Source organism: Pandoraea sp. 64-18 (assembly GCF_001899225.1).
Lineage (GTDB): Bacteria > Pseudomonadota > Gammaproteobacteria > Burkholderiales > Burkholderiaceae > Pandoraea > Pandoraea cepalis.
Window position 1 is genome coordinate 1 of record NZ_MKVU01000001.1, and the last position, 18,720, is coordinate 18,720.

The 18,720-nt window shown below is 63.2% G+C and carries 15 protein-coding genes; 3 read left to right on the top strand and 12 right to left on the bottom strand.

Annotation, left to right across the window (positions count from 1 at the left end):
• Positions 1–256: 256 nt before the first annotated feature.
• From BGP02_RS00005 to BGP02_RS00025, 5 genes are all read right to left on the bottom strand, one after another.
• Complete coding sequence (locus tag BGP02_RS00005; RefSeq protein ID WP_286797033.1) at positions 257–1,135, bottom strand: alpha/beta fold hydrolase; 879 nt, start codon at positions 1,133–1,135, stop codon at positions 257–259.
• Between the two features lie 111 nt (positions 1,136–1,246).
• Positions 1,247–2,533: a 3-(3-hydroxy-phenyl)propionate transporter MhpT gene (gene mhpT, locus BGP02_RS00010; protein WP_286797035.1), complete on the bottom strand. Its 1,287-nt coding sequence runs from the start codon at positions 2,531–2,533 to the stop codon at positions 1,247–1,249.
• 275 nt (positions 2,534–2,808) lie between these two features.
• Entirely contained in the window at positions 2,809–3,594 is a 786-nt protein-coding gene (gene mhpD, locus BGP02_RS00015) for a 2-keto-4-pentenoate hydratase (RefSeq protein WP_286797037.1), read from the bottom strand.
• Between the two features lie 15 nt (positions 3,595–3,609).
• Positions 3,610–4,569: a 3-carboxyethylcatechol 2,3-dioxygenase gene (locus BGP02_RS00020; protein ID WP_286797039.1), complete on the bottom strand. Its 960-nt coding sequence runs from the start codon at positions 4,567–4,569 to the stop codon at positions 3,610–3,612.
• Between the two features lie 3 nt (positions 4,570–4,572).
• On the bottom strand, positions 4,573–6,426 hold the full coding sequence (locus tag BGP02_RS00025; RefSeq protein WP_286797041.1) for a bifunctional 3-(3-hydroxy-phenyl)propionate/3-hydroxycinnamic acid hydroxylase: 1,854 nt from the start codon (positions 6,424–6,426) through the stop codon (positions 4,573–4,575).
• A gap of 287 nt (positions 6,427–6,713) precedes the next feature.
• Here BGP02_RS00025 and BGP02_RS00030 point away from each other — a divergent pair, with 287 nt between their 5' ends.
• Positions 6,714–7,529, top strand: coding sequence for a DNA-binding transcriptional regulator (locus BGP02_RS00030; protein ID WP_286797043.1), 816 nt, complete (start codon positions 6,714–6,716; stop codon positions 7,527–7,529).
• Between the two features lie 163 nt (positions 7,530–7,692).
• Here the strand turns inward: BGP02_RS00030 and BGP02_RS00035 are convergent, their stop codons facing one another.
• The gene (locus tag BGP02_RS00035) at positions 7,693–8,244 is read right to left on the bottom strand and encodes an antibiotic biosynthesis monooxygenase (RefSeq protein WP_261938974.1); all 552 of its coding nucleotides are present in this window, start codon (positions 8,242–8,244) and stop codon (positions 7,693–7,695) included.
• A 453-nt stretch (positions 8,245–8,697) separates the two neighbouring features.
• Between BGP02_RS00035 and BGP02_RS00040 the strand changes: the two genes are divergently transcribed.
• Both BGP02_RS00040 and BGP02_RS00045 read left to right on the top strand, forming a co-directional pair.
• A complete protein-coding gene (locus BGP02_RS00040) occupies positions 8,698–9,519 on the top strand; it encodes an alpha/beta fold hydrolase (RefSeq protein ID WP_261938973.1) in 822 nt (273 codons plus the stop codon).
• Between the two features lie 44 nt (positions 9,520–9,563).
• Positions 9,564–10,013, top strand: a complete 450-nt coding sequence (locus tag BGP02_RS00045) for a DoxX family protein (protein ID WP_286797044.1) — start codon at positions 9,564–9,566, stop codon at positions 10,011–10,013.
• A gap of 168 nt (positions 10,014–10,181) precedes the next feature.
• Here the strand turns inward: BGP02_RS00045 and BGP02_RS00050 are convergent, their stop codons facing one another.
• From BGP02_RS00050 to BGP02_RS00075, 6 genes are all read right to left on the bottom strand, one after another.
• The gene (locus tag BGP02_RS00050; RefSeq protein WP_286797046.1) at positions 10,182–10,715 is read right to left on the bottom strand and encodes a hypothetical protein; all 534 of its coding nucleotides are present in this window, start codon (positions 10,713–10,715) and stop codon (positions 10,182–10,184) included.
• Between the two features lie 205 nt (positions 10,716–10,920).
• A complete protein-coding gene (locus BGP02_RS00055) occupies positions 10,921–11,910 on the bottom strand; it encodes a hypothetical protein (RefSeq protein WP_286797048.1) in 990 nt (329 codons plus the stop codon).
• 57 nt (positions 11,911–11,967) lie between these two features.
• On the bottom strand, positions 11,968–12,813 hold the full coding sequence (locus BGP02_RS00060) for a hypothetical protein (RefSeq protein WP_150564349.1): 846 nt from the start codon (positions 12,811–12,813) through the stop codon (positions 11,968–11,970).
• Between the two features lie 264 nt (positions 12,814–13,077).
• On the bottom strand, positions 13,078–14,496 hold the full coding sequence (locus BGP02_RS00065) for an outer membrane beta-barrel protein (protein ID WP_174975298.1): 1,419 nt from the start codon (positions 14,494–14,496) through the stop codon (positions 13,078–13,080).
• Positions 14,497–14,806: 310 nt separating this feature from the next.
• On the bottom strand, positions 14,807–16,366 hold the full coding sequence (locus BGP02_RS00070; RefSeq protein ID WP_286797054.1) for a PepSY-associated TM helix domain-containing protein: 1,560 nt from the start codon (positions 16,364–16,366) through the stop codon (positions 14,807–14,809).
• Positions 16,367–16,392: 26 nt separating this feature from the next.
• The gene (locus BGP02_RS00075; protein WP_286797056.1) at positions 16,393–18,705 is read right to left on the bottom strand and encodes a TonB-dependent receptor; all 2,313 of its coding nucleotides are present in this window, start codon (positions 18,703–18,705) and stop codon (positions 16,393–16,395) included.
• Positions 18,706–18,720: the final 15 nt, after the last annotated feature.

Genomic DNA, 18,720 nt, shown 5'->3' on the forward strand with positions numbered 1-18,720 from the left:
AGCGGCAGCGCTGCGAACGGCGCCATCAAATCATTCGGATGCGTTCGCCAAGCAGATGCTTGGCCGTGAGAAGGTGCCGTGCCGACGATACGGTCACCTAGCTTGAAGTCGGCGTTCGACCTGCCGGCGCTCGGATACGCTGACCTCGGCATCCCAGCCAAGCAAGCACGACGCGAAAGACCGAGGCTCACCGATCCGCGAAGCTTCCCTGTCATGCGATGACCCTATGACAGGGAAGCTGGCGCGGGCTTTTCTTCTAGTGCGCCAGAAAGTCGATGACCATGCGATTGAATGCGTCCGCGTGCTCCCACTGCACCCAGTGTCCGCAGCGGTTGAACACGTGCAATTGCGCATTCGGCAAGCCAGCCAGCAGTCGCAGGCCGACGTCCATTGGTACGAACCGATCGTCTCGCCCCCAGACGATCAGCGTCGGCGCCGCGACCTCGCCCAATCGTGCGCCATAGTCCGTGAACTGTTTCGGATTCGCAGCAAGACTCTTCACGAAATTGTCGAGGTGGTCGCGATTCGCGAGCATGTTGTCGAGCCGGGCCTGCATCAGATCCTCGGTGATCGAACTCGCGTCGAAGACGAACACGTTCATCATGCGCTTCAGGTTCTCGATGGTCGGATCCCTGTACAGACCATTGAGCAGTTTGATGCCTTCCGTCGGCATGGCCACGAATTGGCTCGGCCCGCCGGTGCCGCCACCCATCAGGATCAGCTTGCCGACGCGCGCGGGATTCGACAGGGCGAACGCCACGGTACTGTGTCCCCCCATCGAATTGCCGATGATGTGCACGCGCTTGATGTCGAGCGCATCGAGCACGGCCTTGAGCACGCGGGCGTTCAATTCGGAACGCGACCCGGTGTTGACGACCGGATCGCTTTTTCCCCAGCCGGGGCAATCGACCAGCAGCACGCGGTAGCCGGCGTCGACCATCGGCTCGACGTTGCGGTTGAAATTGGCCCAGCCGGTCGCGCCCGGTCCGGACCCATGCAGCATCACCACCGTTTCGGCGCCACTGCCGGTATCGTTGTAGTGAATGCGATATTCTGTGTCCGCGTCGCGGATCGTCACGAAACGGCTCGTGGACGCTTCCGTGAGCGCCATGTCGGCCGATTGCGTTGTCGTCATAATGACTCCCTCTACGAATAGTGAATCGTTGAGGACGGCGCGCCTCGTCATGAAACACGCCACCCTCCCAAAGACTTTCTCAAGCACTCGACGACGCTCGGCGCCGGCCGGTCATCGCCCCGGCTGAGTGACGCTGGCGACCATGCGCGGTGCGAACGTGCTCACCACGCTCAGCGCGGCAACGGCTGCAATCACGATCAACGGAATGCTCGAGGACACCAGCATCGACGCACTCTGCCCCAGCGCGAACAACTGACCGGCGATCAGCGGCCCCAGGATCGAACCGAGACGCCCGACGGCCACCGCCGCCCCCACGCCCGTGCCCCGCACTTCTGTGGCATACGCCTGCCCGGCCATCGAATACAGCACCGACTGCCCCCCGACCAGGAACAGCCCGCAGAAGAAGGCGCCGCAGGCCATCGTCACCGCACCGTTGGCCCCCGACAACCCGGCCAGTGACAACGCAATGCCGAGGTACATGCCGATCACGGTCAGGCGCGGCGAGTAACGATCCATCACGTTCGCAATGCCGATCGCCCCGATGCCGCCACCGATGTTGAACATCATGATGGCCATGCCTGCCTGCGCGCGCGACAGCCCGTTGGCCACGACCATCGACGGCAGCCAGTTCATCAGGAAGTACAGGACGATGAGCGTGCCGAGGTAGCTCGTCCACAGTGCGATCGTCGTGCGCGTGCGGCCCTCCTTCCACAGCGCGTGCGTGATGCTCGGTGTCGCGCCGGGCGCGTCGTGCTGCGCCGTGGTGCCGCCGACGCCGGAGTCACGCGTCACACGCGTGGCGACAAACTGTGCCGACTCACGCAGATAAAGCCCCAGCAGTGGCACCATCAACATCGGACCGAAGCCGCCGACGTAAAACACGTGTCGCCAGCCCTCGTCGCCAGGACTCATGATGCCGATCACGGCAGCGAATGCTGCGCCGAACGGCATGCCGCAATACATGGCGCCAACAGCCGTGTTGCGCTGGCCTTCCGGTGCAGCTTCGGCGCACAGCGCGATCAGATTTGGCATGGCGGCACCGAGACCGAGACCGGTCAGAAAGCGCGCCGTCAGCAGCGATTCGAAATTCCAGGTGTGTGCCGTGGCGAGCGAGAAAATGCCGAACAGCGCGACGGACAACATCAGCACCCGTTTGCGCCCCCAACGGTCGGCCAAACGCCCGCCAAGTGCCGCGCCCGGCAACAAGCCGATGGCACCGGCGCTGAACGCCCATCCCATCTGCGCCACGGAAAGCGCGAACTCCTTTGCGATGCGTGGGGCCGCCACGCCGGCCGACTGCAGATCGAGCCCTTCGAGCAGGGCGATGGCCAAACACAGTGCGATCGTTGCGAGGCTACCCTTTGCGGGCGCCGCGCCTTGCGGTGATGATGCTTGCATTGCTTTGTCTCCAGTTCCAGGAAAATCCGCTCTTCTTGGCGGTCGTGTTGAGTCTTGGGAGTTGCGCGCTTTACCTCTCGATGCTCGACGGCGAAAAGTCTGGTTCACAAGCGACCTAAGTCGCATTAGTTCGTCGCATCGGTTCACCCCATGGCGTTGCCGCATTGCATCGTCTTGACTCGCATAGCACCGCCACCAGTCGTCTTGCGCTGCTGCCCGATGCGTCCCGATGCGTCCGCGTGTCCTTGCGTGCGATGGCGCGTGCGTGGGCTGCCTTACGCAAACGTCGCGCGTACGCTGCCCAGACCTTCGATTTCCGTGACGAACGTGCCTGCCTCGGTAACGGGGACCATCGGGCCGAGCGCGCCGGTGAGCACCACATCCCCAGCGCGCAGCGGCGTGCCGAGTTGCGCCATGCGGTCGGCGAGCCAGACTGCGGCATTCAGCGGGTTGCCCAGACAGGCCGCGCCGTTGCCGCGCGAGCGCACTTCGCCGTTGTGCGAAAGCGTCATTGCGCAGGCTGTCAGGTCAATGTCGGCGAGCGCGACCGGTCGGCTGCCCAGCACGAACAGCGCGCTCGACGCGTTGTCGGCCACGGTGTCGACGAAGCGGATATTCCACTGCTCGATGCGGCTGTCGACGACTTCCACGGCCGCGACCGCATAGGCGGTGGCGCGCAGAATGTCGGCGAACGTGTGTTTCTCGCACGTGAGGTCACGCTCGATCACAAGCGCGATCTCGGCTTCAACCTTGGGCTGGATGAGGCTCGCAAGCGGCATCGGCTGCGCGTCGCCGTAAGCCATGCCGGCAAACAGCGCGCCGAAGTCGGGCTGATCCACACCGAGTTGCCGCTGTACCGCGAGCGATGTCAGGCCGATCTTCCGGCCGACGATGCGCTCGCCCGTGGCGGCGCGCGCGGCGACGTTGCACTGCTGCACGGCATAGGCGCTCGCCATGTCGTCGGGTGCGATCTCGCCGCGAATCGGTGCAATGGGCTGGCGCGTGGCCTCGGCCCGGCGAAGACGCTCGGCGAAGGTCTGAATCAACGGGGAATTCGACATTGGGGACTCCTTCTATCAGGCGGCCGCGGCCAGCGCCGTTTGCGGCGTGGCGTGCATCGCGGCAAAGCCGGCGATCCATTCGGGAATCGCACGGTAGTAATCGAGGGACGCGCTGTACTCGCCATAAGCGGCGAGCGCCGCGAACGCTGCGACCCACGTACGGATTTCGTGGGCCGATTTGCCGCCGTCGCGCGTGATCGCGTCGTTGCTGATGTCATCGACGGCGCTCAGATGCCCGTCGCAGAGCAACGAGAGAAACGCGTGATCCCACTGCGGATTGAGCGGATGCAGATGACTCGTTCCCGCCGTGAACGCTTCGGCGGCGGCCACCGTGCGTGCCTGACGCGCCGCGCGCGACTCTGCGGACGGGTTACGGCCGGCGATCAGACGCTCGGCGACCTCCTCGGTCGCACCAATCAACTCGGGCACGGGCGGCTCGTGCGAGATGCCGCCCGATCCCACCACCAGCACGCGCTTGTCCGTGCGCGCCAGGTGCCGGCCGATGGCATCTCCCAGCAGGCGAGACCGGCGCAGCGTCGCCATCGGCGGCGCGACCGAGTTGATGAACACCGGCACGACCGGGTGGGCATCGAGCCCGCCTGTAAGTACTTCCAACGCATAGGCGCAGCCGTGATCGACCTGCATGCGGTACGACAGCGCGACGTCAACCTCCGACGCCAGCACGTGCTCGGCGAGCGCATGCGCGATATCTGACGGGACCGGCAGCTTGCCGGCCAGACTGTTGAAGTCGCCGATCGCCGTGGCCGCCGCGCCGATGCAGAACGGCGGCATGACGTCATAGAAGAAGCCGTTGAAGTGATCCGGCGCGAATACGACAATCAGTTCGGGATCGAACGCGCGCACGCGCTCGCGTGCCTGCGCCTGCACCCGCTTCACTTCGGACACGATGTCGTCGGGCGGATCGAAATAGCCGTGCAACGGTGTGTGCGAAATGCATTCGAGATGAATCGGCATCACTTAGGCTCCGGCAACTTGCTGCATGACGACGGCAGGGGCGTGATGCTTTGGCGCGTGCAACGGCGTTGCCTGCCGCACCGGATCATCGGAGAGCGCTACCTTGCCGGCTAGCGCGATCAGCGCGTCCGACACTTCCTGCGGGGCGCAGACACCCGCGACGAATCGATCGGGGCGCAACAGGACCACGGATTGCGAACGCGCACCGAACCAGTCCTTCAGTCGATTGAGTGGATCGCCGATCGCGATCACGCTCTCCGGCACGTCGTCGGTGTGCGCCATTTGCACGTCGGGCTTGGCCAGCACGAAGCGCACGCCCAGTGTCTCGGCAACGGCGCGCGCACGCGCTGTCAGGCCGAACGTCGGGTCGGCCCCCCATCCGAGCACGGCAAAGTGATTGCCGATGACGTCGTCGAGACGTTGAAGCTCGCCGGTCCCGGTGCGGACACTCGGCTGAATGAACAGACGCCCGACCGGCGAGCTGGCAAACGGGTCACGGCCATACACCCGGCGGCCGAGCCACGAATCGCGCTTCTCGCTCATCAGGCCCAGCAGGCGGCCCGGCGCCGAATTGCCCGAGCGCTTCAACAGGCGCGCCAGCCAGCCGCCGGTGGATGTCGAGGGGGGAAGCAACACCACTCCCGCTTCGTAGCGCGGCATCGGCTTGAAACGCATTTCCACGAAGTAGCGCCTGACCGACGGAAACAGGTTGAAGCTGCGCACGAAGGCGTCACGGAAGCGCACGCCGAAGCGCGTGGTCGGTGCAAAGATGTCGCCCGCGACTTCGGAGAGGTGGATCATCGAGCGCGCATGTGGCCGACGCTCGGCGGTGTACGTGTCGAGCAGGCTCGGGAGACTCTGCCCCTTGATCACCATCGCAAGCTTCCAGCCCAGGTTGTTGGCGTCGCGAATGCCGCTGTTGTAGCCCTGCCCCTGCCATACGGGCATGATGTGCGCCGCGTCGCCCGCCAGCAGCACGCGATCCACGCGGAACGTTTCCGCAAGTCGCGCGTTGTGCGTGTAGACCCGCTTGCGGATGTAATCGACCCGGTCCGGATGCGCGACCACCTTGCGAATCAGCGCCGCCATGTTCTCGGGCCTGGAGAGTTCTTCTTCCGTCTCGCCCGGCATGACCATGAATTCGAAGCGGCGAATGCCGTGGGGCAGGGCGGCGGTAACGTATGGGCGCTCGTGATCGCAGTGCAGATAAACGTGAGGCGAGCCTACCGGGTCGTTACGCACGTCGACCACGATCCACTGGTTGGGCTTCGTGCGTCCTTCGAACGGCACCTGAAGCAGGCGACGAATCATGCTGTTGCCGCCGTCGGCGCCGACAACGTAACGTGCGCGAATCGTACGGACTTCGCCATCGCTCGTTCGCGTGCTCAGCGTCACCCCCCGAGCGTCCTGCGCGAGCGCCTCGACGCCGTGCCCGAAACGCACGTCCACATGCGCGAAGCGCTCGAGCCCCTCGAACAGCACCCGATCGGCGAGCGGTTGAATGAACGCGTTGCGGCGCGACCAGCCGAATTCGTCGGTACGCGGCTCGATCGACGCGAAGCAGTGACCATCGCTCGTGACAAACCGCATCCAGTGATCGGGGGTCGTATGCGGAAGCAGAGCGTCGGCAAGGCCGACGGCCTGGAATACACGCAAGGCCTCGTCGTCCAGACCGATGGCGCGCGGGTAATCGATGAGTTGATCCAGCTTTTCCAGGATCGTGACGCGCACGCCTTGCAAGCCGAGAATATTCGCGATCATCAGCCCAACCGGGCCGGCTCCGACGATGGCCACGTCCGTCGTGATGTCGGCACTGGTGTCAGCCACGGCACTGGCGGCTTTGTCGAATGTACTCATGTGTCTCGCTCCTTTTTTGAGCGCGAGCGCGCCCCGCACGCCGGTCTGGCGCGTTCGAATGGCGTGCTGCGTTCGTTGATTCCGTCGCGGCTCGTGTCGTCCGCTAATCGTTGGGCCGGGGTCGGTCGTCGAGCGAGGCGTCTTCGACGACACTCGCTCACACCGAAAAGAAGGTGTCTCCGCTAGCGCTCTGATTTTTCGATGAGTCTAGGCAGGTCGCGAAAAGCGCTCAACAATTTCGTCGAAATGTGCATAGAATGCACATCATTGATTTTAAACACGATTTCATGAGCAAATATCCGAACGTGCGCGGGCTATCGCGCGGCCTGCTGGTACTGCGGGCGCTCAACGCGATGGCGCGGGGACGCGCGACGCCGCAGCAGTTGAGCGAAGCGACGGGACTTCACCGCACCACCGTGCGAAGACTGCTGGAGACATTGCTGGAAGACGGATTCGTGCGACGCAGCACCTCCGACGATACCTTCCGACTGGCGCTCGCGGTGCGCTCGCTCAGCGAGGGCTTCACGGACGACGAACGCATCGCGACCGTCGCACCGCCGATCATGGGGAAGTTGATGCAGCGTGTGGTGTGGCCCTCCGATCTGACCACTCCCGACGGCGACGCCATGATCATCCGCGAGACGACACATCGTTTCAGCCCGTTGTCGTTTCACCGCGCCATGGTCGGGCGGCGCCTGCCGATGCTGTTCACAGCTGCCGGGCGGGCATACTTCGGCATGTGCCCGGAGGCGGAGCGCGAGGACATTCTCGATTTGCTGCGAACGGGCGCGGGCGGGGAGTTGCAGCAGCGGTTTGCCGGCGACGACGCGTTCATCCGCAATCTCGTGCGACAGACGCGCGAGAACGGCTTCGGCTCGAATCATGGCGACTGGCTCGACCAGCGCAAGATCGGCGCGGTAGCGGTCGCCATTGTGTCGGAGGGACGTGTGCTGGCGAGTCTTAACGTGATCTATCTCGATCAGGCTGTGAGCCCGGCCGAGGCCGTGCGGCGGTTCGTGCCGCCGCTGCAGGAGGCGGCGGCGGAGATGGCGGAAGCCGTGGCGCCGGCCGCCCCGGTGCATGCGGCGTCCGCTGACGATTAAGCGCCACCGCTCGCCGTGGCTTGGGCCTGGACGTCGATCAATTCACGCCAGCCCGGACGACGGCCCTTCTCGTCGGGCACGCCAGGCGCTGAAGATGAAAACGCCGGCTGAGGCGTTCGCGTTAGCCGCTTGACCCGTGCTGGCTCCGCTGGGTCATTGCACCTCAGCGGAACAGCCAGCCGGCGACCGCCTTCGTGTAGCGCGGCATCACCACGTAGACCATCAGCAACACGATCACCGCGGAACCGGCCATCCGGGCGACGATCGACTCGCCGGGGAAGGGCCACAAGGCGAATACCGGCCCGAGCAGCCAAGGCACCAGGACCGACAAGGGAAAGATTGCAGACCACGTCACCAACCACTGCTTCCATGGCGTGGCGGGCTTGTGCGCAGGAGGCTCGAACCAGAATTCCAGTCCCGTGCGGATCTGGTAGCGATCCCCCTTCGGCAAAAAAGGCTGCATACGCTTCAGGAATTCGCGGCGTTCGGCAGACTCCATCCAGCGCGTGAGGTTTTCAAAGCCGTCAAAACGAATGATCACCACATAGGTGTGCTGCTGACCGAGGGGCCGGATCACATCGGTGGAAAGATAGCCCTCGAAGCGCTCGCAAGTCTTTCGGATGTCGGCGAGCCATTGCTCGTAGCGATGCGTCGCTTCGGGAATGATCTCGTGGGTAATGATGCTCGTGACGATGTCGCTGGGCTCGCGGGTCATGATAGGTAACGCGCAGGGCGTGATGGGGAGAACGCCATCATCAAATCACAGTCCAGCGGGCTCACCAATAGCACAAAGGTGTGCCGCGCCCGACGCGCGTGAGATAGACGTGCACATCGCGAGCCGTGAACGGCTGATTGACGCCCAATCGGGGGGAAGCGCATTCTAGCGAATCGTCCGAGGCGGGCAGCCCGGGCGGTTAATACCAAGTGACGATGGCGGCGCCGGCACAGAGCCATTAGTCTTTCTTGTGATCGGCCGTCAGGCGTTGTAGCACAACACCCGACGCCCTCCAGCACCGTCGGCACCTCGCGTCGCAGATGGCCGGCGAGCGGTGCCGACACACTTGGTGCGGCCGCCACGGTGGCGGCCCGCGGTGCAAATGCAGCCCACGCCGGTTTCAACCCGAAGTTGCCCTCGCTATTCCGCCATTCCTTCCTCGGAGCGCAGACGATGAATACGATCACCACCCAAGACGGCACGCAAATTTTCTATAAAGACTGGGGGAGCGGCAAACCCGTGGTCTTCTCGCACGGCTGGCCGCTCAATGCCGACGCCTGGGACGCGCAGATGCTTTTCCTGGTGCAGCACGGTTGTCGTGTCATCGCGCACGACCGTCGGGGGCATGGGCGTTCCAGCCAGTCGGCGCATGGCAACGATATGGATACCTACGCAGACGACTTGGCGTCGCTGCTGGACTCGCTCGACATTCAGGGCGCTACGCTGGTGGGTCACTCGACCGGTGGTGGCGAAGTCGCGCACTACATCGGCCGGCACGGCACCCAGCGCGTCGCACGCGCGGTACTGATCGGCGCGGTGCCGCCGATCATGGCCAAGTCGGCCGCCTATCCGAACGGCTTGCCGCTTGAGGTGTTCGACAACATCCGCAAGAGCGTGGCAGACAATCGCTCGCAGTTCTACAAGGACCTTGCGGTGCCGTTCTTTGGTTTCAACCGTCCGGATGCCAAGGTGTCGCAAGGCACCGTCGACGCGTTCTGGGCGCAGGGCATGACCGGCAGCATTCTGGGCCAGTATCTGTGCGTCAAGGAATTCTCGGAAGTCGACTACACGGAAGATCTGAAGAAAATGACGATCCCGACGCTGATCCTGCACGGCGACGACGACCAGATCGTCCCGATCGGCCATGCCGCCGAGCTGTCGGTCAAGATCGCCCCCAACGCCAAGCTCAAGGTGTACAAGGGGGCTTCCCACGGCATGTGCGTGATCAACGCCGATCAGGTCAACGCCGACCTGCTGGCCTTCATCAACCCGTGAGCTTGCTGGGCGTTCTGATCAGCGTGTGTTAACCGAGGTGCTCTATGGCTCCCCTCCCGCCGTCGCCGGATATTTCATCTGCCGTTGCTCGCAAGACGTGTTCGCTACCGAGTTGGATCTACTGGCTCGCGCTGTTGCTATTGTGCAGCGCTTACCTGCAAGGCGGCATCGACAAGGCGATGGATTTCCCGGGCGCCATCGCCGAGATGCGGCACTTCGGTTTGTCGCCGGCCGCGCCGATGGCACTGGCCGTTATCGTGCTTGAAATCGGCGCGTCACTGTTGATCCTGACGGGCCGGTGGCGGTGGTTGGGGGCGTTGGCGTTGGCCGGATTTACGCTGGCAGCGTCGTGTCTCGCCAACCGGTTCTGGGCCGCGCCTCCCGAGGCGCGGCTGATGCTTGCCAACGGCTTTTTCGAGCATCTCGGACTGGTGGGCGGATTCGTCGCCGTCGCTTGGTATGACCTGAGCGCAAACGTTTGCCGAGGATCGTGATGACACGCTTTCGCTCGTCTCATTTGACGTGAGGCGTCTCGTCGGGGGAGCGGGTAAGGTGATCCCGGTGCCCGAGCAAGGCGAACGCCGTATCCTGATGCCGTTCATGCGGTCGTTACGAGGTCGCCGCCCCGACGAGATGTGTCCTATGAGCGCAGGCGCGCCAGCTTATCGGCCACCACCGCCCGCACCACCGGCACCGCCACCCACCCCACCGCCAACCCCGCCGCCCATGCCGCCGCCCATGCCGCCGCCCATGCCGCCGCCCATGCCGCCGCCCATGCCACCGCCCATGCCACCTCGGCCGCCGGTACCGCTGCCGCGCGCCGGAGGCATATCCGGCAGCGTCACGCCGCGCTCGCGCGCGCGCTCCTGCATCTGGCGGTGATGTTCCAGTCTCAGGGCCTCACGCTCGCGCACCGTCTTGGCGGCACGCATCTTGGCGCGATACTCGTTACGCTCGCTCGGCGTCATCAACTGGCTGCCGTAGATGGTGTCTCGCGACTGCGTTTGTGTCCGGTCTCGGGTTCTGTCTTGAAGCAGGTCTTTGTCTTTCAGACGGTCTCTGTCCTGAAGCTGATCCTTGTCCCGCAACTGGTCTTTTGTCTGGTCCTGAGCTACGGCGACTCCCACGGTTCCGCCCAGTAGCAAGGCGAGGGTTGAGGACAAGGCCAACGAGGCAATCAATTTGCGCGATTTCATGGTGTTCTCCAATCGTTGTATGCAGGGCAATTCCTGCCGGGTTACGAAACTACCAATGCGATTGCGACGAGCGACGGCTTTCCAACCACGTCTGATGCTCCTGAACGTGATAGCCGCTCACCCCTCTGCGCTTGCGCGACGGCCGCAATGGCATGCGCGCATATCGATACGACGGCCATTATTTCGTCGGCCAGACGTGGCATGCTTACTTCCTCGGCGCGGACGTCGCGGCGAGCGCCATTCGTTGTTGCTCTGCAATCTGGGCAATCTGGTCCGCCTGTGTGTCGTTCATCCTGGCGCACAGAAGGAATCCGATTTTCATGACGGCTCCGGCGGTGACCGGTGCCTTGGCCACCAGGCCCAGCAACGTGCCGGCCAGTTCCGGATTCGGTGCGGGCTTGATCAGTTCGCTTTGCAGGTTGCCCATCAAATATGGCGCGGCGATCTTGCCGCTGGCGGCCAGCGCCGGATCGACCTCGCCGCGCGCCGTGTTCAAGCGCAACAGATTGCTGCCACTGAATTGCTGCGCGGCTGTCATACCCAGCGATACGCCTTGGCAGCGCGGCGAACTGTCGAGCGAATTGCGCACGTTGACCGCCGGACCACCCCCCGGGCCCGGTATGAAGTCGGACGTGTCACCGGTCGTCGGGGTGGTTGTCTCGGTTCCCGGGTCGGGCGGCGTCAATGGATCATCCGGGTTGGACCACCCGCCCCAGTAACGCAGGCGCGTGCGGCCCACGTCCTCCAGGCGGGCCGCTCCACTGCCGTAGCGGCCGACCCCCTCGGGCACCTGCCCATTGCCACGTATGCCGCTGCCGCCGCCGAAGCGCTCAGCACCTGGCGAGGGATGAGATGTGGCGCCCTGGTGTTGGCCGCTTTCGTGACCCTCGTGTCCGTAGCGCGTGCCATGGCCTTTTTCCACGGTCCCCCCGGTTTCCCCGCCTGCATCATGTCCGCCACCGCCACGCCCACTGCCGCCGCCGTTATGGCCACTGGCACCGCCGCCGCTGTCATGCCCTCCGCTGCTGCCGCCACTGTCGTGGCCGCCACCTCCGCCGGCGTCTTGCGCGTTGGCGAGCCCGATCACAACAGAGACGATTGGCGTGCCAATGCGCTCCGGCGCGAGCAGAGATGTGCCGATTGACGCCATGGCAAGCATGGCGACCCGGACCTTATGTTTCATGATGGCGCCCATATCTCGTGGCTCGAACGTTCAATGGCGAATGACGCGACCAACTGCGCGCGGCGGCGATCAGCCATGCGCTTCCGCAATCGCTGCGCGCACTGCTTCTGCAATGGCACCCAGTTCGGCATCCGATACACCAGTGGGTAGCGTCAGCGTCATGATCTTGTTGATGGCGTCGACAGTTGCGGTACTGACCGGCAATGTCTTGTCGGAAGCCGTGCCAATGAACACCGCAGCAAGAAGGAGCGCACGGGTCGCCGACGTGCTTGCGTCGTAAGTTCCCGAACTGCTGACGATCTGACCGGTGGTCAGCAGATTTTTATAGAGCGCCAGGTTTTGTAGTGGCGAGTCGACCATGACAACCGACGTATCGGTGAACGTCTGCTTGACTAACGTTTGCAGCGCCGCGACTTTCTGATCCATGGTGAGCGCGGCGTTGTCTGCGATCGCCAGAACCTGGTTATAGAACGCCGGTTGCATGCTGGAGAGCGCATCGGCCAGCGAGCGGTCAAGCACATGAGACGGCGCGCGGGCTACGTTCAGGCGACCCAGTTCAAGATCCGAAGGAATGCCTTCCTGCGCCCAAGCCGGTTTGCCTCCTTGAGTGCCCGGGGCTGGCTTGGAGCCTCCGCCGCCGTACTTCGGCCCTTTCGCATCGCTGTCGGCGCTCGGGCCGCCTTGGCCGGAACCGCTTGAACCCGCATCAGTTGATGAGCCGCGCTTGCCCTTGTTGCCGCGCTCGGCGCTTGGCCCGCCCGCGCCCTTCGGTGTGCCGCTCTGAGCATGCGCGGATGAGATTGGCGCCAGTGACGCCAGCCAATTCGGGGCGGTGCTGCTGACACTCATGACCATGCCGAGCGACGCTGCGGTGGCAATGGCGATTCTGGTCATGGATAGGGGTTTGGTGGACATGAATTTCCTCTCGTTGCATGGATATGGAAGTGCGCCGATTAACGTGATCAGGGCCGAATGCACTCGTGTCGACCTGTATTGCTCGACTACATTTTTGCAGCTTGCACGCTGCGGATATTGATGCGCATCAAGGGCATTGCATGCAGCCGAGCGGCGCGGATGGCGTTTGTCTGAGGCAACCCGAAGTCCGATGCGCAGCGTCGCATTTATGCGGCAGCGTGCCGGCGGATTCGGTGCCGGCGACGCATAATTCGCAGGGGTGGATCAGTGCGAAAAGGGGATGACCACGCGGGCCATCACCGTGTACTGATTGAAATTCTCGGTCGGGACGCTTGAATTGAGTCGTCGTGCGGTCACGCTCAGGTCGAGCAATAGATTCCGATGAAAGCGGTAGCTCATCCCCAATGTGGCGCCGTAGTAGTCGTCGCTGCGGGGAATGCCTTTATAAGCGACGTGGGACAGCGAGCCGGTGCCCCTGACGGTCAGTTTTTCCGTCAAGCGTTGCTCGACGCCGAGCGATGCGTAAGTGTTCAAGTAGCTCGACGACACCAGCAACACGCTGGGCGACGGTGTTGACGTGACGGTGGTTTCCTCGACCGTTCGGTCGAGATAGGCCGACACAGTGGTGCGATCGGTCGGTACCCATTGCAGCGCGGCGCCTACCACGGGCGCGGTGACGTCGACGAATCGCGGATCTCGATAATCCTGTCGCAGCCACCCGGCGAATGCATCGAGTTTCAATACGCGAGGAATGTTCCATCGGACGCCGGCCAGATAGCGCATCCCGGTCGAGTCGCGCTCATAGCCGAGATCGTCGACCGAGCTGTTGTAGTACCGGTTGTCGAAGGCGATCTGAACGTAGGGCTCGATGCGTGGCGTGACCTCGTATCCGACGCGCACGCCGCCGGTGTACTGCCAGCGGTCGCGGTCGCTATTGTTGATGATGTTGACGGCGCCGCTGCTGGTGAGGAAGTTGACGTTGTTATAAGTGAGCTGCTGTGCCGTACCCGCCACGCGCACCGAGACCCGACCGAACTGATGAAACACACCGCCATACAGGCGCAATTGATGGTATTGGGTGGGTGTCAAACCGTTCCGCGCCGAGGGCGACTCGCGGTCTTCGTGCTCTTGCGAGAAATGCACGCCACCGTAGACGTTGGTATTCGCGCTGAAGTCGTAGCGGCCTTCAGTGCTTAAATGGAAATCGTTCGAATTCTCCGACGTGTAGGTCGAGTAGCGTGTACTGTCCAAAGACGCGTGAAAATCCAATTCATGCTTGGCCCAGTTCGATTCGGCCCGGATCGCCGGAGAGAAGATCCAGGCCCGGTCGCTCAGGCGAGTGTCGTTCGGCGAAAAGTAGACATTACTGTCATACATCCACGAGGTGGCGAGCTCTGGATAGATCAGGAACGATCCGAGCGAGAACGGTGCGCCAGTGGCGCTCGCCGGGCTGGCCGGTGTGGGGATGCGATCCGGGGCCTTGCCCGGAACAGCGTTATCGCTGGGTGCTTGCGGTGGCAGGCTGGGCACCTGAGCCGCGGGCGATGGCGGTTCGCCGGTGGGCGATTGCGCCACTTTGTCCTGGGCAAGCACCGGGGATGACCACACCAGAGCCGTGGCAATCAGGGACAGCAGATTGCTGTGCCGCAAGCGTAGCCGCGCCGGCGCCTCGGCTCGCCGCATGACACCGTCGTGCCTTAATGGCTTGCCAGCCCTCGTTCTTGCTCGCCCAAATTGCATGTTCGCCTCTCTGAACCCATGTTATGGTCATGTGCGCTATCCAGCATGCGCATGTCGAATCCGACTCTTGGTCGAGCATAACCATGGCTTTGGCGAGGGACTTTGACATTATTCAAATAGTTTTGACATATTCATGCGTGTTGCGTAATGGCCTCAATCGTCGTTCTCCGCTGGATTGTGGGTACCCAATGCACTGATGCAGACGCATACGCGCGGGATGGCCCCCTGCCCAGCGGGGGCCCATCAACGACATTCATTGTGCCGTCTGCCGCAGCGACTTCGTTGCTTGCCTGACCCACATCCGGTCAAGCGCCCAGACCGCGAGCATCGTCGCGCCCATCAGCGGAAACACGACGCCCAGCACGACCAGGGACACGATCCAGCCACGCATGGGAACGCGCATCGGCATTCGCGTGGGTGCGCCCAGCGAGCGAGACGGGCGGCGTATCCACCACATCGCGGCGCCTGTGGCTGCCATGGCGAAGAGCCCCATCGAGATCAGCGCGCATAGCCATTGATTTGCGGCGCCGAAGTATCGGCCCATGTGCAGCGACGTGCCATATGAGATCGCCTGCGCGACGCCGCCATAGGCGTCGTAATCGATGTCGCGCAGCACCGTGCCGCTGTACTGGTCGATGTGCAGGGTGCGTTCGTCGCGCGGATCAGGCGGGAAGTAAGAAACGGTGTAGACGCCATCGGCGCGCGACGGAACGACCAGGCTGTATCCGGTGCTCACGCCCTTGCTCGCCGCGATTTCCATCACACGATCGATGGGCAGCGCACCCTGAGCGTCAAGTTGAGCGATCGTCAGCCCGTTCTTGGCGCCACCGCCACCGTGGGCGGCATGTTCGTCGGCGGCGCTTGCGCCGCCGGCTTGAGACGAGGCGCCCATGCCTTGCATTCCGATCATCTCCGGATCGCCGTGATCGCCGTGCATGGCGACCATCTCGAGCGCTGGCACCTTCGAATTGGGCACCGTCGTGTCGCCCACGGCCCACGGCATTTGAGCGATCGGTAGATCATCCATCTTTGTCGGCATGCGCGAGCGTACCGGTGCTTCGCCCCACGCGCCGGCAGGATAGCCCATGCCCGCTTGCGTCGCGATGGCCTTGAACTGCTTGCCCCACGAGCCCGACCAAGGCAACCCGGTGAGCACAAACGCCAGTCCGCCCGCCGCGAGCCAAAGGCCCGCGACGCCATGCAGATTGCGCAGCAGAGGCCGGCCACGCAACTGAAGTCGCGGTTTAAGCGCACCCGCCCATGTCGCGCTGCCGCGCGGCCACCACAGCGCCACGCCAGTCGCCAGCATGACCAGTGTCCAGCAACCGGCCAGCTCCATGAGCAACTCCCCCGGTTTGCCGAGCATCATCGCGCGATGCAACTGGCGCACTTGCTTCATCAGCCGATGCTCGACACTGAGCGTGCCTAGCACCTCGCCCGAATACGGGTTGACGTACACACTCTCGCGCTCGCCGCCGGGTAGGCGGAAAATGAATTCCGCGCTTCGCGCCGGGTCGCGATTCACCTCGACCGAACTGATCGTGGCGCCTCGCGGCAGCGATGCCGCAGCACGTTTCATGAGCGTTTGCTCAGTCAGGCGAGGTGCCTGCGACGCGGCAACGACCATACGGTCGTGATACAGCCACGGTTCAATCTGTGGTTGAAAGACGTAGATCGTTCCCGTGACGGCCAACACCATGAGCCAGGGCATGACGAACAGCCCGGCATAGAAGTGCCAGCGCCACAGCGTGCGATAGCGCCTGGCGGCCTGATTGGGCGGCACGTCGCGCATCGGCGTGAAAGATTTCCCCATGATTCGTGATCTCCTTGGCCTGCGATTCAGATGGCGAACTTGCCTTCGATGAAGAAGGTGCGGCCAGCGTAAGGGTGATAAACGAAGTAGCGCGTGTCGAACAGGTTGTCCACGCCGATGCCGATCTGCGTGCGTGCAGTCGGTTTGTAGGTGAACTTCGCATCGACGACGGTATAGGTGCTCGTGCCGCCAAACGTGTTCGGATTGTTGTCGCTATTGGTCAGCGTGTTGTACTGACGGCCCGAGTAACGAATCGCGCCGGTCACTGCCGTCTTCGCATTGAAGCGGTAGGTCGCCACCAGATTCGCGCGCCACAGCGGAATCCGATAGAAGTACTTGCCAACTGACGCTGGATTATTCGTATTCGCCATGATCTTCGACTGCGTGTACGTCAGGCCGGCGGCGATGTCGAGGCCTTGAAAGAGGACGTCCTGACCGTCGAAAGCCGTATCGATACCGCGCGAGCGAACCTTGTCGATGTTCTGGAAGTTCGTGACGTTGGGGAACACGGTCGTATTTGTCTGACTGAAGATCGTGTTTTTCACGTCGTCCTGGAACAGCGAAACGCGCACCTTGCCGACCTCCAGTTGCCACTCGGCGCTCAACTCCTTCGCGAGATCGTCTTCTGGGCGCAGTCCCGGGTTGTTGTTGACGATGTTCGTGCCGGTGATCGAGCCCTGGAAGAGCTCGGAGACGGTCGGGAACCGGTAGGCGCGTGCGATGGATGCGCGCAGCGTCAGGTCTTGCGTCGCCGCGAACGCTAGCGACAGCTTCGGCGAAAAGTGGCTGTCGGACGATCCCGCATACGGCACCGTCAGGCGGCCGAGCGTGCGTGCCCCAGAATAGGCGCGCCAATCTTCGTAACGCAGACCTGTGGTCAGTTTCCAGCGCGGCAGGAACTGCCATGTGTCCTGGGCATACAGTGCCTGCGTGAGCGTATTGCCGCCGAACGCATTGGCGAGCGACGTATCGTTTCCGTTGACCCATGCCGACGTGTTGAACGTGCGGTTATCGAGGAAATACGTGTCGAAGTGATAACCGAACGCCAGCCAATGTGCGCCCGCCCCGACCTGGGCGGGCGTATAGGTGCTGCGCAGGTCAATCGACTTCCAGCCGGTACCGTCGCCATACGTGACCGTCCCCGGTCCGTTGCCGGGCGCTCCGGTGCTGGCCGTGCGGGCCTCGCTTTGCGAAATATCGAAGTACGACGCGATGGCTTCCCAATTCCAGCCGGATTTGTGGCGTGTTTTGAGCGACAGGCCGTAAAGCAGGTTCTCGCTCACGCCCTGACTCGGCGCAAAAGCCGATGCCGGAATGACATATTGGTAGCCATTGATGTTGACCGTCCCTGAATACACCGGATTGCCGTTCGCATCGCGCAGGAACGTGCTTGTCTGGCTGTTGTAGTTCTGGTGCCAGTAACCGAAGCTAAAACCGCCTTGCAGCGTCGGGGTGAAATCGTAGGTGGCCTTGAGCTTGAGCTGGTCTTGCGTCACACGCTCGATGCCTTCTCCGTTCACGCCCATCACCACACCCGGCACGCCGTTCTGGTCGCGATAGGAATACGCGCCGCTCACGACCTTGGCGCTTGCCGTGGCAGGCGTGGTCGATTGCGTCGCCGTGTAGAACTGGAGCGGTTGTCCCGTGTTCTCCATGTGGTCGACGCCCACCAGCAGCGACAGGTTGCCGAACTTGTCGCCAACGCTCGCACTCACGTTGCTGCCGTTGAAGCTTCGATTCACACCGAACAGATTGAAGTGCTGCGTGAACCCTTGGATCTTCGCGTCCGTGACGAATTTGTCGGGCATGCGGGTGCTGACGAGAACGGTCGCGCCGATCGAGTTGCCGGGATACAACGCCGAAAACGGGCCGTAGATCACATCGACCTGATCGATTTCCTCGGAGAACACCATCGACCAGCGCGGCGCGAACGTCCATGTATTGCCCAGGAAGTTGCTGAGCAGCAAACCGTCGGCATAGACGAGACCCCGCGCGGTCTGCGAATTGCTCGTGCCACGCACGGCGATCGTCGAATTCAGATCGCCGATGAAGCGGCGGCGCACGGCCATACCGGGGACGTAACGCAATGCATCTTCGGTCGTCTCGACATTCTGATATTGCAGTTGGTCTGCGGTTACCGTCGCACTTGACGACGGCAGATTGGGATCGAGTACGCGCTTGGGCAAGCGCTCTGAGGACGCCGTCACGGACGTCGGTGCGAGTTCGACCGCAGAAGCGGTCGGGGTTTGATCGTTGTTATCGGCGGCGTGGGCGATGACCGGCAACACGGCGGCCAGCGCGAGCGCCAGCGGCGTCTTGGGCGCAAAGGGAGAGAGCATGGATTTTCCTGACTG